The sequence below is a fragment of the Paenibacillus amylolyticus genome (assembly GCF_001570725.1).
Taxonomy (GTDB): Bacteria; Bacillota; Bacilli; order Paenibacillales; family Paenibacillaceae; genus Paenibacillus; species Paenibacillus amylolyticus_A.
In genome coordinates, this window is record NZ_BCNV01000004.1 from 119,186 (window position 1) to 135,077 (window position 15,892).

Sequence of the window (15,892 nt, forward strand, 5' to 3'; positions counted from 1 at the left end):
AGAGCGGCCGTACACCTACAAATGAAGCATCAGGATAACCGAAGCGCAGCCATGTGGTCTGCGCTTCACCGTATAGGGCTGCGGTGTGGTATTCATGAGGCTATAGACAGGGACAAAAAAGTCCCGGACAAAACAGACATATGAAACAGGGAGGATTACCATTATGGCAAGTTCCAAAATGAAGATTGCACTGGCTCCAGTGCTTGCGATGTCTTTGCTCGCAGGTTGTGGTGGAGGAAGCGGCGGTGATACGTCCTTCAAGGATACAAGCGCAGAGACAACTCCACTTACTTTCGACTTTTTTAGTGTCGATCCCAGTCCGAACTGGAATGGCATGAAGGATGAAGTCGGCAAAGTCCTTACAGAAAAAACAGGGATAACCCTTAACGGTGAATTTGCCGTTAGTGGTGGTCAGGATAAGATATCCTTAATGGCAGCGAGCGGAGACTATCCGGATATCGTGTCACCCAAAGGAGAACTTAGCAAACTGGTGGATGCCGGGGCAATGCTCGATCTGACAGATCTGATCGACCAATATGCTCCCAATCTGAAGAAGCTGTATGGTAATTACATGGACCGGTTGAAATACAGTAACGAAGATCAGGCTATTTATGTGCTGCCAACGTATTATGCGGTAGACCAAAAGTACTTTGATGCAGGTGGCGGATTTGGTATTCAACACCGTGTATTGAAAGAACTCGGATACCCGGAAGTACGTACACTTCAGGATTACGAGAATGTATTGAAGGCGTACAAAGAGAAACACCCAACGATTGATGGTCAGCCAACCATCCCTTTAACACTGGACGCGGATGATTGGAGAATCATGATTACCGTGACGAACCCGGCCTTCCAGGCCACAGGTGCACCCGATGACGGTGAATACTACATCGATCCAGAGACATATGAAGCAAGTCTGCATTACAAACGTCCAGAGGAAAAAGAGTACTTCCGCTGGTTGAACCATATGTATAACACTGGATTGCTGGATCAGGACAGCTTCATCCAAAAAACAGACCAATACAAATCCAAAATTGCAAGTGGACGTGTTCTTGGTGTCATTGACCAGGATTGGGGTTATTCCGATGCAGAAAATGCACTGAAATCTGCGGGCAAGGATGAAGCAACGTATTCACACTTCCCGGTAACCCTGTCCGAGGATATCAAGGATCATGCCTACCAAGACCCTGGTTTTGTATCCGGCTGGGGTGTAGGGATTACAACATCGAACCCTGATCCGGTTCGTACGATCAAATTCTTTGATTACCTGGCTTCTGAAGAAGGGCAAGTACTGATGAACTGGGGAATTGAAGGCAAGCAGTATGAAGTGAAGGACGGCAAACGTGTGATTCCTGCCGACATTCAAGACCAAAAAACCAATAATGCAGCCGTATTCCAGAAAGAAACGGGTATTGGACTGTACACCAATATGTCCGGTCACTATGGAGATGGTGTGAAGGATTCAACGGATAACTACTATACTACGAATTTCCCTGAACAGATCGTGGCAGCCTATTCCGATGCAGAGAAAGAAACACTCAAAGCATATGGTGCTACTACGTGGAAAGACCTGTTCCCAAGTGAAGATGAGTTCCCAATCAAACCATGGGGAGCAGCATACAATTTGCCAACACCAGGTGATTCTAACTACAACGTTATCTTCAAGAAAACACAGGATATCATCCGGAAACGTATACCGGAAGCCATTCTGAGTACTCCTGAACAGTTCGATGCTATCTATGACGGCATGATTGCAGAAGTGAACCAAGCAGGAGCAGAGGATATGGAGAAACAATATACAGAGCTCGTACAAAACCGTGTTCAACTGTGGAGCGGTGAAGAGGCTAAATAAGTACGTGTCAGGTCAGATTCAAACAGAGAAAGAACCCGGGAAACCGGGTTCTTTTTTATGTCTAAAACGTTTTCTAAAAAACGTTTTCAATTTTGAATATTCGCTATTGACAAGGACTATTGGAGGTATTATTATTCAATTATGAAAGCACTTACATTTGCTTGTACATCAGGGAAAACGACATACATTCTGTCCTATTCGTTCAAAGGCAACTTAGAGGATGACGAGTGAATTAAGGTGATGCAAGATCCATTCACTGTTATAAGGAAAGCGCTTTTAATGTTAGATAAACAAAATAGTTACACTTGTTTCATCTGGTCACGGTATGTGCAGGTCAGCCTGTTATACAAATATACAGCTTCATTATATCCATAAGGGGGATTACACATGAAGGGCAAAACACCAAAAACATTCGCAATGCTTCTGTTAGCCAGTGCTCTTGCAATTACAGCAGGATGCAGCGGCAGTGGAGGAGGAACTACCGCTTCAGAAAAGCCGGTTGATTCTGGAGATACGACCACCCCGGTAACCTTTACATTCTTTGGTGCAGACGCAAGTCCGAGCTGGAACAACATGAAAGATGCAGTGGGCCAAGAGATCACCAAACAAACAGGTGTTACAATTGAAGCAGAGTACGATGTGAATAATGGTGGTGACCAAAAGATTCCTTTGATGGCTGCCAGCGGTGATTACCCTGATATTATCTTTCCTAAAGGTAACTTGTCGAAGCTAGTGGATGCAGGCGCAATGCTGGACCTGACTGACCTGATTGAGGAACATGCACCAAACCTGAAAAAAATCTATGGCGAGCAGATGAATCGTTTGAAATACAGTCTGGACGATCAGGCGATCTATGCTATTCCAACGAATATGGGTGTAGATAACGTTGCATTTGATGCAGGTGGCGGTTTCGAAATTCAGCAAAGAGTCTTGAAAGAGCTCGGATACCCTGAAGTGAAGACACTTGAGGATTACGAAAACGTTCTTAGAACGTATTATGAAAAACATCCAACGATTGATGGTCAACCAACCATTCCGCTGACATTGAATGCAGATGACTGGAAGATCATGATCACGGTAACGAACCCTGCCTTCCAGGCAACAGGTGGACCGGATGATGGTGAATATTACATTAACCCTGAAACGTATGAAGCAATGCTTCACTACAAACGTCCTGAGGAGAAAGAATATTTCCGTTGGTTGAACAAAATGTATAATGAAGGACTGCTGGATAAAGATACTTTTGTGCAAAAGGATGATCAATACAAATCCAAAATTGCCAGTGGTCGTGTACTCGGTCTGATTGACCAGGACTGGAACTATGGTGAAGCCGAGAATGCTCTCAAAGCAGCGGGTAAAGATGATGCCACATATGCTCACTTCTCCGTGTCCCTGAACAAGGACATTGTGGATCATACGTTCCAACCAACTGGATTTGACGGATATGGAATCGGGATCACAACTTCGGCCAAAGATCCGGTACGTATTATCAAATTCATGGATTGGCTTGCTTCCGATGAAGGTCAAGTGTTGAGAAACTGGGGTCTTGAAGGCGAACACTACAACGTTGAAAATGGCAAACGTGTCATCCCTGACGAAGTTCAGGAACGCAAAACGAATGACAACTCAAACTTCACCAAAGAAACAGGAGTTGGATTGTACAATATTTTCAGTGCAAGATACGGTGATGGTGTAAAAGATGCTACAGATAACTACTACACAACGAACTTCCCTGAACAGATCCAAGCAAGTTACACACCAGCAGAGAAGGAAACATTGAAAGCATATGGTATTACAACATGGAAAGATTTCTATCCTTCCGAAGATGAACTGAAGCTGAAAGATTGGGGCGCAGCATATAACATGCCTGTACCTTCTGACACGGATTACAACGTAACATTCCAGAAAACGCAGGACATCATCCGTAAACGGATTCCAGAAGCCATCCTTGCCAAACCGGAGAACTTCGACAGCGTATATGATAGTCTCCTGGCTGAACTCGATAAAGCGGGTGCGGTAGAAATGGAGAAACAATACACCGTTTGGATCAAAGAACGTGTTGCGCTATGGACTGGAAAAGATGTGAAATAAGATTGAAAACAAGGCATAAAAGCCAATGGTTTTCATTTCAAAAAAAGCCCTTGAGAAAGGGCTTTTTTTGTTGTTGACGTAGGGTGGTGGATAGCATATAATCTATCATGTAAGCACTTTCAGTAAGCGTTTTATAGTAATTACGAAAACGTTTTATGCTTGTTAGCAGAATGTTTTATCGCCTTAAACCGATTGAGATGCTAGCTTTACAAAAAGCCATAATGGACTGTATCGAAAGCGCATTCAAAAAAAGTGGTATCCTCAGGCATAAAGCCTGTTATACAGATAAAACCTTCATAAATAATAGGGGGAACTAGACAATGAGAGGCAAAATGAAAGGTAATACACCCAAGACGTTTGCAATGTTGATGCTCGCAAGTGCAATGTTGGTCACAGCTGGTTGTGGGAATTCGGGAACCAAAGAGACTTCGGAGTCCAGCGGAACCGAACCGATCACTGTTACATTCTTCGGGGCGGATGCTAGTCCAACCTGGAACAAGATGCAAGATGCTGTTGGTAAAAAGATAACGGAGCAAACAGGCGTTACCATTGAAGCAGAGTATGATGTAAACGATGGTGGTAACCAGAAGATTGCGCTTATGGCTGCCAGTGGTGACTTTCCTGATATGATCTACCCTAAAGGTAACTTATCTAAGCTTGTGGATGCAGGCGCGATGCTGGATCTCACGGATTTGATTGAGGAGCATGCTCCCAATTTGAAAAAAATCTATGGAGAACAGATGAACCGTTTGAAATACAGTCTTGAAGATCAAGCGATATATACCATTCCAACCAATATGGGTGTCGATAATGTTACGTTTGACGCTACAGGTGGATTCGAAATTCAGCAAAGAGTCTTGAAAGAGCTTGGGTACCCTGAAGTGAAAACACTTGAGGATTACGAGAACGTACTTAAAGCTTATTATGAAAAACACCCAACGATTGATGGTCAGCCAACCATTCCATTGACATTAAATGCAGATGACTGGAAGATCATGATCACGGTAACAAACCCAGCTTTCCAGGCAACAGGCGCACCGGATGATGGTGAGTATTACATTGACCCTGAAACGTATGAAGCTAAGCTGCACTACAAACGTCCAGAGGAAAGAGAATATTTCCGTTGGTTGAACAAAATGTATAATGAAGGCCTACTGGACAAAGATGCATTTGTTCAAAAGGATGACCAATATAAGTCCAAAATTGCCAGTGGCCGTGTCCTCGGTCTGATTGACCAAGAGTGGAATTATCAAGAAGCGGAGAACGCGCTTAAATCATCGGGCAAGGATGATGCCACATATGCTCACTTCTCCGTATCCCTTAACGACGAAATTGTGGATCATACGTTCCAACCAGCCGGATTTGACGGTTATGGCATCGGAATCACAACTTCTGCCAAAGATCCAGTGCGTATCATCAAATTCATGGATTGGCTTGCTTCCGATGAAGGCCAAGTATTGAGAAACTGGGGTCTTGAAGGCGAACACTATAACGTTGAGGATGGTCAACGGGTTATCCCAGATGAAGTTCAAGATCGTAAAACAAATGACAACTCCAATTTCAGCAAAGAAACAGGAATTGGGATGTATAACGTATTTAGTGCAAGATACGGTGACGGTGTAAAAGATTCTACGGATAACTACTATACAACGAACTTCCCTGAACAGATTGTAGCTGGTTACACGGCTGCAGAGAAAGAAACGCTGAAAGCTTATGGTATCACGACTTGGAAAGAGTTCTATCCAGCTGAAGAAGATCTGCCAGTCAAGGATTGGGGCGCAGCTTATAACATGTCAGTACCTTCCGGTACAGACTATGAGGTAACTTTCCAGAAAACGCAAGATATCATCCGTAAACGGATTCCGGAAGCTGTTCTGACTACACCAGCAAACTTTGATGCAACCTATGATGCTCTACTGGCTGATTTGGACAAAGCAGGTGCAGTTGAAATGGAGAAACAATTTACGGTTTGGGTTAAGGAACGTGTCTCCCTGTGGACAGGAAAAGACGTAAAATAATATGGATTGTCTGCGGTTCATGGTTACACAAGGAAAGGCCCTATATAGGGCCTTTTTTTGTGGATGATGTGATGATTTGCATTGACGCAAATTTTGAAATCACATATAATTTTATTATTGTAAGCACTTACCGAAAACGTTTTATGTACTAAAGAATTCTATAGCTGATTTAGGAACAGGAGCTAATCATGTCCCAACACAATAACCAAACTAAAATCAATCGTCTATGGTATCGAAAACCGGCAAAACGCTGGGAAGAAGCATTGCCTATCGGAAACGGCCGTCTTGGAGGCATGGTGTACGGTGGCGCAGCAGATGAACGAATTCAGCTCAATGAAGATACATTATGGTCAGGATTTCCACGAGATACGATTCAATACAGCAGTCAACGGTATTTGAAACAGACGCGTGAGTTGATTATGGATGGGCAGTATGGCGAAGCGGAGGATTTGTTGAACCGTGAAATGCTGGGTCGTGATGTGGAGGCCTATCAGCCGATGGGTCACTTTCTACTACACCATGAGGGTCTGGATGATCTTTCGTATGATGCATTTGAGCGTGAGCTTGATCTGGAGTCGGGTATTGCCACCACGGCGTATTCTTGGGAAGGAACTCGTTATGTACGTGAAGTATATTCCAGCGCTTCGGATGATCTGATGGTCTGCACATTGAAAGCTGATCAGAAGGGTGCCGTGAATGTAAGTGTTACGCTAGACAGTCCCCATCCTTATCAGGTTCAGACTTCGGGAGATGCACTCACCATGCTCAGCCGGTGCCCAAGTCATGTGGAGTCCAATTACTTCAGGGATCACCCTGAATCCGTTATCTATGAAGAGGATCGGGGAACCGCGTATGCTGTGCGTGTGGCAGTTACGGCAACAGGAGAGCAGGCGAAGGTCTCCAAGCTGGAAGGCAAGCTACATATTCAGGGTGCTGATCAGGTTGTTTTCTATCTGGCAGCAGCTACGTCCTTTGAAAGTTACAATGTATTGCCTGTGAAGGACAACCTGGTGCTGGAAAAGGAATGCATGGATACGATATCCAAAGGGATCGCACATGGTGCGGAATCGCTTCGTGACCGACATGTAGAAGATCATAACGCTCTGTTTAACAGAGTCTCTATTGATCTAGGTGTATCGGCTAACGCCGAATTGCCTACGGATGAGCGGCTGCAGGCTTATCAGGCAGGGGAACAAGACCCTGGGCTGGAGGCACTCTATTTTCAATATGGAAGATATCTGTTAATGGCGAGTTCGCGTCCGGGCAGCCAGCCTGCCAATCTGCAGGGAATCTGGAACCATCAGGTAGAGCCGCCATGGCACAGTGATTACACGATCAATATCAACACCGAAATGAACTACTGGCCGGCAGAAGTCTGCAATCTCAGTGAATGTCATGAGCCGCTATTTGATATGCTGACAGATCTCAGTGATACAGGGCGTAGAACGGCGCGAATTCTCTACGGAGCCCGTGGATGGACCGCGCATCATAACGTGGATATCTGGAGAACCACGACACCAACAGGCGGTGATGCAAGCTGGGCATTCTGGCCGATGGGTGGCGTGTGGCTGACCTCGCATCTATGGGAGCATTACCAATTTACCGGTGATCAGCGTTTTCTTGAGGAACGTGCCTATCCCATTATGAAAGAGGCTTCACTCTTCTGTCTCGACTGGCTGGTGGAAGGACCGGATGGTTATCTGGTCACGATTCCATCCACTTCACCAGAGAACAAGTTCCTGACAGACGCTGGAGAGGCACGCAGCATATCCATGGCTTCAACGATGGATATGAGCTTGATTCGTGAACTGTTCAGCCGTTGTATTGAGGCCGCGAAGCAATTGAATCTAGATGAGTCGTTGGCGAGCGAGTGGGGTGAGGCTCTGGAGAAACTCTATCCATTCCGAATTGGAAGCGAAGGACAATTACTGGAGTGGTTTAAGGATTTTTCCGAATCCGAGCCAGGGCATCGTCACGTCTCCCATCTATATGGACTGTATCCAGGAGAGCAGATTAACCGCATGCATACTCCCGAACTTGTGGAAGCAGCACGAGTATCGCTTGAACGCCGTATCGCACAAGGTGGCGGGCATACAGGATGGAGCTGTGCGTGGTTGATCAATCTGTATGCACGACTGTTGGATAAGAACCAGGCACATCAGTTTGTACGCACATTGCTGGCTCGATCTACGCATCCGAATCTGTTTGACGACCATCCGCCTTTCCAGATTGATGGTAACTTTGGAGGCACGGCCGGAATGGCCGAGATGTTGTTGCAGAGCCACTTGAACGAGTTACATTTACTGCCAGCACTGCCTGATCTCTGGACTCAAGGTCGTGTTGAAGGGCTTCGTGCAAGAGGTGGCTATACCGTGGGCATAACGTGGGCGGACAATAAGCTCGCGTCAGCGGTCATCAAGGCAGACCGAAATGATTCGCTGACCATTCGCAGTGCTTATCCGCTGCGTGTGGAAGGACATGAACAAGCTAAGGCAGAGCTTACGCCACAGGGCGATTATGTAGTTATTTTAACCATGACCGCAGGACAGACGATCCGCGTGTCATCATGAGACGGAGGAGTAAACCATGACGATTTTTAAATTTCCGCAAGATTTTCGCTGGGGAACAGCAACAGCTTCCTATCAAATAGAAGGAGCGGCACAGGAAGGTGGACGCGGGGTATCCATCTGGGATACGTTTGCGCGCACGCCTGGCAAAGTATATAACGGAGACAATGGTGATGTTGCATGTGACAGTTACCATCGGTATGAGGAAGATATCGAATTGATGAAGAAACTCGGGATTAATACGTACCGGTTTTCCATTGCCTGGCCGCGTATTATTCCTGACGGGGATGGGGAGATCAATCGGGAAGGTCTGGACTTCTACCACCGTTTCGTGGATGCATTGCTGGAGGCTGGAATTGAACCGTTCCTCACGCTGTATCACTGGGATCTTCCGCAAACGCTGGAGGATGACGGAGGTTGGGGCAACCGCAGAACTGTGGATGCTTTTGTGAAATATGCCGAAGTGATCTTCAAAGAATTCTCGGGTAAAATCAACTTCTGGCTGACATTCAACGAACCATGGTGTATCGCGTTCCTGTCAAACCTTCTCGGGATTCATGCGCCAGGAAACAAAGACCTGCAAACGTCAATCAATGTTGCTCATGGATTGCTGGTTGCTCATGGTAAAGCAGTTCAATCCTTCCGTCGCTTGGGTACAACCGGACAGATCGGTATTGCTCCAAACGTATGCTGGGCTGAGCCTTATAGCAAATCTCCTGAGGACCAAGCTGCTTGTGATAGATCAATCGCGCTCAATACCGACTGGTTCCTTGACCCGATCTACAAAGGCTCGTACCCGCAATTTATGGTGGACTGGTTCGCAGAAGCGGGAGCTACGGTGCCAATTCAAGAAGGCGATATGGAGATCATCTCGCAACCGATCGACCTGCTAGGCATTAACTATTACACCATGGGGATCAATCGCTTCAATCCTGAGGCAGGCGCTCTGCAATCGGAAGAAGTTGATATGGGCCTCACTAAAACCGATATTGGCTGGCCAGTGGAATCACGCGGCTTATATGAATTCATGCATTATCTGCAAAAGTATGGAAATGTGGATGTGTATATCACGGAGAACGGTGCCTGCATCAATGATGATCTGGAGAATGGCAAAATTAATGATGATCGCCGGATTGCATATTATGAACAGCACTTGGCTCAGATTCACCGCATCATTAATGACGGCATTAACCTGAAAGGGTACATGGCATGGTCACTGATGGATAATTTCGAATGGGCAGAAGGCTATCGTATGCGCTTCGGTCTCGTTCATGTGGATTATCGTTCACTTGTGAGAACGCCGAAGGAGAGCTATTACTGGTATCAGAATGTCATCAAGAATAATTGGTTGGAAACACGGAACGAACATAATCCCCAATAGACTCGGTGGCAGCTTTTAAGGGGAAAGCAAAGAGAAAGACGGTAGCATTGGAGTATTCCGATGTGCCGTCTTTTTTGTGTTTTATTACAGATGAAAACGAGGAGATCATAAAGGTTTGATCAGGTCAAGTGTAGTTCCTGTTATGAAGAGACGGTTTTTGGGTTATAAGAAGTAAGGAAGAAATGAATAATGTTTTGTCAACGGGTAAAATTAAAATAAAGTGTCCAAATTGCGAAGAAAATTTGAACATTTGTTGACTAAAAATCATACTGATGTGGTATATTGGTATAAGGAAAGCACTTACAAAAAGGGAAAAGGAAGTGTTTACTATGGCATCGAAGACAGCAATGGTTAGCCAATTGGAGCGCAAAGACAAAAATATGCAGCGCGCCGTCTTGACGATGACAGTTCTGGCATGGGTCGCACTCATTACGGGAGTGATCATGTGTCTGATCAATCTGAATGATTTTAATGATCGTAATCTTGGCTTGATGGTCGGTATTGGATTCCTTGTAGGTAGTGTATTTATCTACGTTATTGCCAAAGCGATAGGCCTCGTTCATACACGCCGGGAAGACGAAGGCGCCGATTGATTATAATCCTGCGTACATTCGTTCATAATAAGACTGGATAAGTACCCGGAATCCAGTCAATAAAGCCCTTTGCGGATTCGTTGACACTGTTCAACGGGACTGCAAAGGGTTTTATTTTGTGACTTGATGTGTAAAGATTACAATAAGCAAATATCAACCATGCAAGCGATTTGTGAGAAAAAATTCACACATTTAAGGTGTAAAATCGACAAATTTGTTAACAAGAACAAAAAAGTTGTTCATTTCTGATATCTTTAGTAGGAAGAGAGTAGTATACTGATTTTTCAGTATGAGCGAATTTAAGGAGAGGGGATCAAAATGAACAAGAAACCTAGGTCGCTAATCCGGATTATCATTCCGGTTGTCCTGACGTTGGTTACAATTGCATTGATTGTCTGGCCAATGCTGGCAGGCGGGCAGTACGTTGTTCTGGATCCGAAGGGGCCAATTGGCGCTTCGCAGAGAGATTTGATTGTCATCTCGACAATTTTGTGTGCTGTCATCATTGTGCCAGTACTCATTTTGTCTGCCGTAATCGTATGGCGTTACCGCGACAAGCCGGATAACAAAGCTGCTTATGAGCCTAACTGGTCTCATAGTACGAAGGCGGAGGCAATCTGGTGGACGGTTCCAATTATCATTATTGGACTGCTTGCCATTGTTACTGTTCGTTACACGTATGATCTGGAGCCTTCGAAGCCGTTGGCTCACGAAAAAGCACCAATTACCATCCAAGTGTCTTCATTGGACTGGAAATGGTTGTTTATGTATCCTGAGCAAGGGATTGCAACGGTCAACACGCTGAATATTCCGGCAGACCGGCCCGTGAAATTTGAACTCACTGCGGATTCACCGATGAATTCATTCTGGATTCCGCAACTTGGAGGACAGATTTATACGATGTCGGGTATGGCGATGACCTTGTATCTGCAGGCAGATCATGAAGGCAAGTACTGGGGTTCAGGCGCTAACTTCACAGGTGAGCATTTTGGAGAAATGCGTTTTGATGTGAATGCTACATCGGACGAAGATTTTGACAAATGGGTAGCTGAAGTGAAACAAAGTTCCCAGGAATTGACTACAGAAGGTTACAAGGCACTGGCTGAACCAGGAACAAGCAATGTTGCTTATTATTCTGCCTTCCCAGAAGGATTGTTCCAAAATATTGTGACGAAATACGTTGTAGATGGTCAAAGTGCTCACAGTAAGCATGGTACTTCAAACGAAGCTGCTGGAGCTACTCAGAATTCAAACGATGTGTCCAATCAAGATGAGGACAAGAGTGCTAACTAAAGATTCGAAAGGAGGCCCCCAATGTTAGAGAGACTTAAAGAGTTTGCATCGGAGTTCTTCGTTACCGGCGACCCGCTGATCTATGGAGCAGACGTGGCGATCGGGATTACGATGATTACTATCGTAACGGTGCTGACTTATTTCAAAAAATGGGGCTGGCTCTGGCGTAACTGGTTAACTACTGTCGATCATAAAAAGATCGGTATTATGTATATCATTGCTTCCATTATCATGTTGTTCCGTGGTGGTGTGGATGCATTGATGATGCGTCTGCAGCTAGCTATGCCTAATATGGATTTCTTACATCCTGAACATTATAATCAGGTATTCACAACTCACGGTACGATTATGATCCTGTTTATGGCGATGCCATTTATGTTCGGTTTATTTAACGTCATTGTGCCACTACAGATCGGAGCAAGGGACGTTGCGTTCCCGTTCCTGAATGCACTGAGTTTCTGGTTATTCTTCTTGGGCGCAATGCTGTTTAACCTGTCCTTCGTTATCGGTGGTTCACCGGATGCGGGATGGCTGAGTTATCCGCCTCTATCGGAGCTGTCGCACAGTCCGGGGGTAGGACAGAACTTCTATATATGGGGTATACAGATATCGGGTATCGGTTCCCTGGCTACCGGTATCAACTTCTTGGTTACCATCATTAAAATGCGTGCGCCAGGCATGAAATGGATGAAAATGCCGATGTTTACATGGTCGGTATTCTCCACTTGTATCATCATCTTGTTTGCATTCCCAATCTTGACCGTGACGCTTGCATTGCTATTCCTCGACAGGTTTGCCGGGGCGCATTTCTTCACGCTTGATTTGGGCGGTAACCCAATGATGTATATCAACTTGATCTGGATGTGGGGTCACCCTGAGGTATACATTGTCGTCTTGCCGGCATTCGGTGTGTTCTCCGAGATTGTAAGTACATTCTCTCGGAAAAAACTGTTTGGTTACAAGTCGATGGTATTTGCGATGTTAATCATCAGCTTCCTGTCCTTCTTCACATGGGCGCATCACTTCTTCACGATGGGTTCTGGAGCGGACGTGAATGCATTCTTCGCCGTAACTACGATGTTGATTGCTATTCCAACAGGAGTTAAGATATTTAACTGGCTGTTTACCATGTATCGAGGAAGGATACGCATGGCGACTCCGATGATGTGGACACTTGCCTTTATCCCGTGCTTTATTGTCGGGGGTATGACAGGCGTTCTGTTATCCGTTGCTCCTGCTGACTTCCAGTTCCACAACAGTTACTTCCTGATTGCCCACTTCCACCAGGTATTGATCGGTGGCGTTGTCTTCGGATACTTCGCAGGTCTGTATTACTGGTGGCCTAAAATGTTCGGTTTCCAACTCGAAGAGAAACTGGGCAAATGGGCATTCTGGACTTGGAATATTGGTTTCTATGTCTGCTTCATGCCGCAGTACGCTGTCGGTCTGATGGGTATGACACGTCGTCTGAGCACATACGGCTGGGATACTGGCTGGTGGGAACTGAACTTCGTATCCACAATCGGGGCATTCCTGATGGGTGTCGGATTCCTGTTCCAAGTTGCACAAATCGCAGACGGTATTCGCAAATATAAAACACTCAAAGCTTCCGCCGATCCTTGGGATGGTCGTACGCTCGAGTGGTCGATTCCTTCACCAGCTCCTGAATATAACTTCGCTGTTACACCGCGCGGAGATGATATTGATGAGTGGTGGGAAGAGAAAGAACGTCGTGCCAAAGGCATCTATCCGCCTGAGCAACCGCTTGAGCCGATTCATATGCCGAAGAATTCCTCGATTCCGTTCATCATGTCTGTCTTCTGGTTCGTTGCCGGTTTCGGCTTCGTATTCGGTTGGCTGTGGATGGCGATTCTCGGACTTGCTGGCGTCGGCATTTGCATGATCGCCCGTTCATTCTCTTACGATACGGATTATTATATTCCGGTCGACGAAATTAAGCGTACCGAAGCGTCGTTAAGGGGGTCGGTATAGATGGCTCAAGCAGCCGCTAAGCACGGTGAGAATCATGCACATGGTCATGACCATGGCCACCATGATCCACAGGAAATGAAAATTCTCGGATTCTGGTTCTTCCTGATTTCCGACGTTATCCTGTTCTCCGTATTGTTCGCAACCTTTATTGTGTTGCGTGACAATACGGCGGGCGGACCGATTTTGTCTGAATTAATCAAAATGCCTGGCGTTATCGCCGAGACGTTTATCTTGCTCACAAGTTCATTTACGAGCGGCCTTGCCGTTCTGGCAATGAATCAGGGTAAAGTAAAACAATTAATCAGTTGGTTGGCTGTTACAGCTGTTCTGGGTGCGAGCTTTATCGCTCTTGAGGTATATGAGTTTATTGAGTTGATTCACGAAGGGTTTAGCTTTACAACGAGTGCTGCTTCTGGCGCATTCTTCACCCTTGTGGGTACTCACGGACTTCACGTATCGCTTGGTTTGATCTGGATGATCGGACTCATGTTCCAACTGAAAAAACGTGGTATTACCGATGTTACTCGCGGTAAAATCAACGTTATCAGCTTGTATTGGCACTTCTTGGACGTCGTATGGATTTTCCTCCTGTCGATCGTCTATCTCATGGGGGTGATGTAGATGTCAGGGCACAACTCACATGATTCCCACGGTCATGAGCAACATGGTTCACTGAAGTCCTATGTCATCGGCTTCATTCTGTCCGTCGTTCTGACAATCATTCCACTTGTGGTGGTTCTCAATGATATGATGGAAAGAACAGGAACACTCATTGTTGTTCTAGGTACAGCAGCACTTCAGTTCGTGGTTCAACTCTTCTTCTTCATGCATATTCGTGAAACAGAAAAACCGCGCTGGAATGTTATGGCTCTTATCTTCGGTTTGCTGATCATGATGACTATCGTGATCGGTTCGATCTGGATCATGCTTAACAACGCTGTTGCACATTAATATGTGAATTAAAGAAGATCTTCCGGTCTGTATTACAGACTGTGGGGATCTTTTTTTGTTCTCATTTAAGAAATAAATAGTATTAATGATTAATTATATTAATTATTTTGAAAATAAAGGTACACAAAAGATACATAATGAACTAAAATGAACTTATATGAACATTATTTAAGATCAATCTCAACCAACTCAAATGACGAAAGGAATGGATTAATAATGGAAAATCGCTATGCTGCACATCCCAATGAAGTGAAAACGTATGATACATCTCGCCTGCGTGAGGAATTTTTGATGGAGCAACTGTTCGCAACTGATGAATTGGTAACGGTATATTCTCATGTAGATCGTTATATTGTGGGAACGGCTGTACCTGAGAGCAAGGACATTACCCTTGAAGTAAACCTGAAGGATATCGGAACAAACTTTTTCCTGGAGCGTCGTGAAATCGGTATCATTAATGTCGGTGGTCACGGAACAGTGACAGCGGACGGACAAGGCTATGAGATTGGAGCAAAGGAATGTCTCTACATCGGTAGAGGTGTGAAGGAAGTCGTGTTCACGAGCAGTGACAAGGCTCAGCCTGCCCAATTCTATTTTGTATCCACACCGGCTCACCACACCTATCCAACGGTAAAAGCAACGCAAGAACAAGCTCAGCCGAATCATCTGGGCAGCATCGAAACATCCAATGAGCGTACGATCTATCGATATATTCACCAAGGAGAAGGCGGAATCCAGAGCTGTCAGCTGGTTATGGGCATTACCGAACTCGACAAGGGTAACATGTGGAATACGATGCCTGCACATACCCATAACCGCCGTTCCGAAGTATACTTGTACTGGAATCTGCCTGAAGACGGCGTTGTGTTCCACATGATGGGCGAGCCGAACGAAACACGCCATCTGGTTGTGCGCGATCGTCAGGCAATCATCTCGCCAAGCTGGTCCATTCACAGTGGTGTGGGTACGAGCAATTACACCTTCTGTTGGGCGATGGCTGGTGAGAACCAGACGTTCGAAGATATGGACGGCGTAGCGATGAAAGACCTGAAATAATAAATTACAGATGTCTGAGTTAATTTGACAGAGTAGACACTATAACGGAGGGGACAGAAAGAACCTGAAGAAGCGAAGCGTGCGCCTTTATCACCAAA

Annotated in this window: 11 protein-coding genes; all 11 read left to right on the top strand. The window is 45.5% G+C overall.

Going from position 1 to position 15,892, the window contains the following annotated elements:
- The first annotated feature begins 163 nt into the window (after nt 1–163).
- The 11 genes from PAHA3_RS19680 to kduI all read left to right on the top strand — a co-directional run bounded on the left by PAHA3_RS19680 (nt 164) and on the right by kduI (nt 15,794).
- Nucleotides 164–1,852: an ABC transporter substrate-binding protein gene (locus PAHA3_RS19680; protein WP_062836424.1), complete on the top strand. Its 1,689-nt coding sequence runs from the start codon at nt 164–166 to the stop codon at nt 1,850–1,852.
- Nucleotides 1,853–2,239: 387 nt separating this feature from the next.
- A complete protein-coding gene (locus PAHA3_RS19685) occupies nt 2,240–3,943 on the top strand; it encodes an ABC transporter substrate-binding protein (protein ID WP_062836425.1) in 1,704 nt (567 codons plus the stop codon).
- Between the two features lie 320 nt (nt 3,944–4,263).
- Nucleotides 4,264–5,961 carry an ABC transporter substrate-binding protein gene (locus tag PAHA3_RS19690; RefSeq protein WP_371327943.1) on the top strand — a complete coding sequence of 566 codons (1,698 nt, stop codon included), beginning with the start codon at nt 4,264–4,266 and terminating at the stop codon, nt 5,959–5,961.
- A 188-nt stretch (nt 5,962–6,149) separates the two neighbouring features.
- The gene (locus PAHA3_RS19695; protein ID WP_062836426.1) at nt 6,150–8,531 is read left to right on the top strand and encodes a glycoside hydrolase family 95 protein; all 2,382 of its coding nucleotides are present in this window, start codon (nt 6,150–6,152) and stop codon (nt 8,529–8,531) included.
- A gap of 16 nt (nt 8,532–8,547) precedes the next feature.
- The gene (locus PAHA3_RS19700; protein ID WP_062836427.1) at nt 8,548–9,909 is read left to right on the top strand and encodes a GH1 family beta-glucosidase; all 1,362 of its coding nucleotides are present in this window, start codon (nt 8,548–8,550) and stop codon (nt 9,907–9,909) included.
- A gap of 329 nt (nt 9,910–10,238) precedes the next feature.
- Nucleotides 10,239–10,502 carry a hypothetical protein gene (locus PAHA3_RS19705; protein WP_082762913.1) on the top strand — a complete coding sequence of 88 codons (264 nt, stop codon included), beginning with the start codon at nt 10,239–10,241 and terminating at the stop codon, nt 10,500–10,502.
- Between the two features lie 318 nt (nt 10,503–10,820).
- Nucleotides 10,821–11,795: a ubiquinol oxidase subunit II gene (cyoA, locus tag PAHA3_RS19710; RefSeq protein WP_062836428.1), complete on the top strand. Its 975-nt coding sequence runs from the start codon at nt 10,821–10,823 to the stop codon at nt 11,793–11,795.
- 21 nt (nt 11,796–11,816) lie between these two features.
- Nucleotides 11,817–13,787, top strand: a complete 1,971-nt coding sequence (locus PAHA3_RS19715) for a cbb3-type cytochrome c oxidase subunit I (protein ID WP_062836429.1) — start codon at nt 11,817–11,819, stop codon at nt 13,785–13,787.
- Nucleotides 13,788–14,408, top strand: a complete 621-nt coding sequence (gene cyoC, locus PAHA3_RS19720; RefSeq protein WP_062836430.1) for a cytochrome o ubiquinol oxidase subunit III — start codon at nt 13,788–13,790, stop codon at nt 14,406–14,408. It abuts the gene before it with no gap.
- The gene (cyoD, locus tag PAHA3_RS19725; protein ID WP_062836431.1) at nt 14,409–14,738 is read left to right on the top strand and encodes a cytochrome o ubiquinol oxidase subunit IV; all 330 of its coding nucleotides are present in this window, start codon (nt 14,409–14,411) and stop codon (nt 14,736–14,738) included.
- A gap of 216 nt (nt 14,739–14,954) precedes the next feature.
- A complete protein-coding gene (gene kduI, locus PAHA3_RS19730; protein WP_036606918.1) occupies nt 14,955–15,794 on the top strand; it encodes a 5-dehydro-4-deoxy-D-glucuronate isomerase in 840 nt (279 codons plus the stop codon).
- The last annotated feature ends 98 nt before the right edge of the window (nt 15,795–15,892 follow it).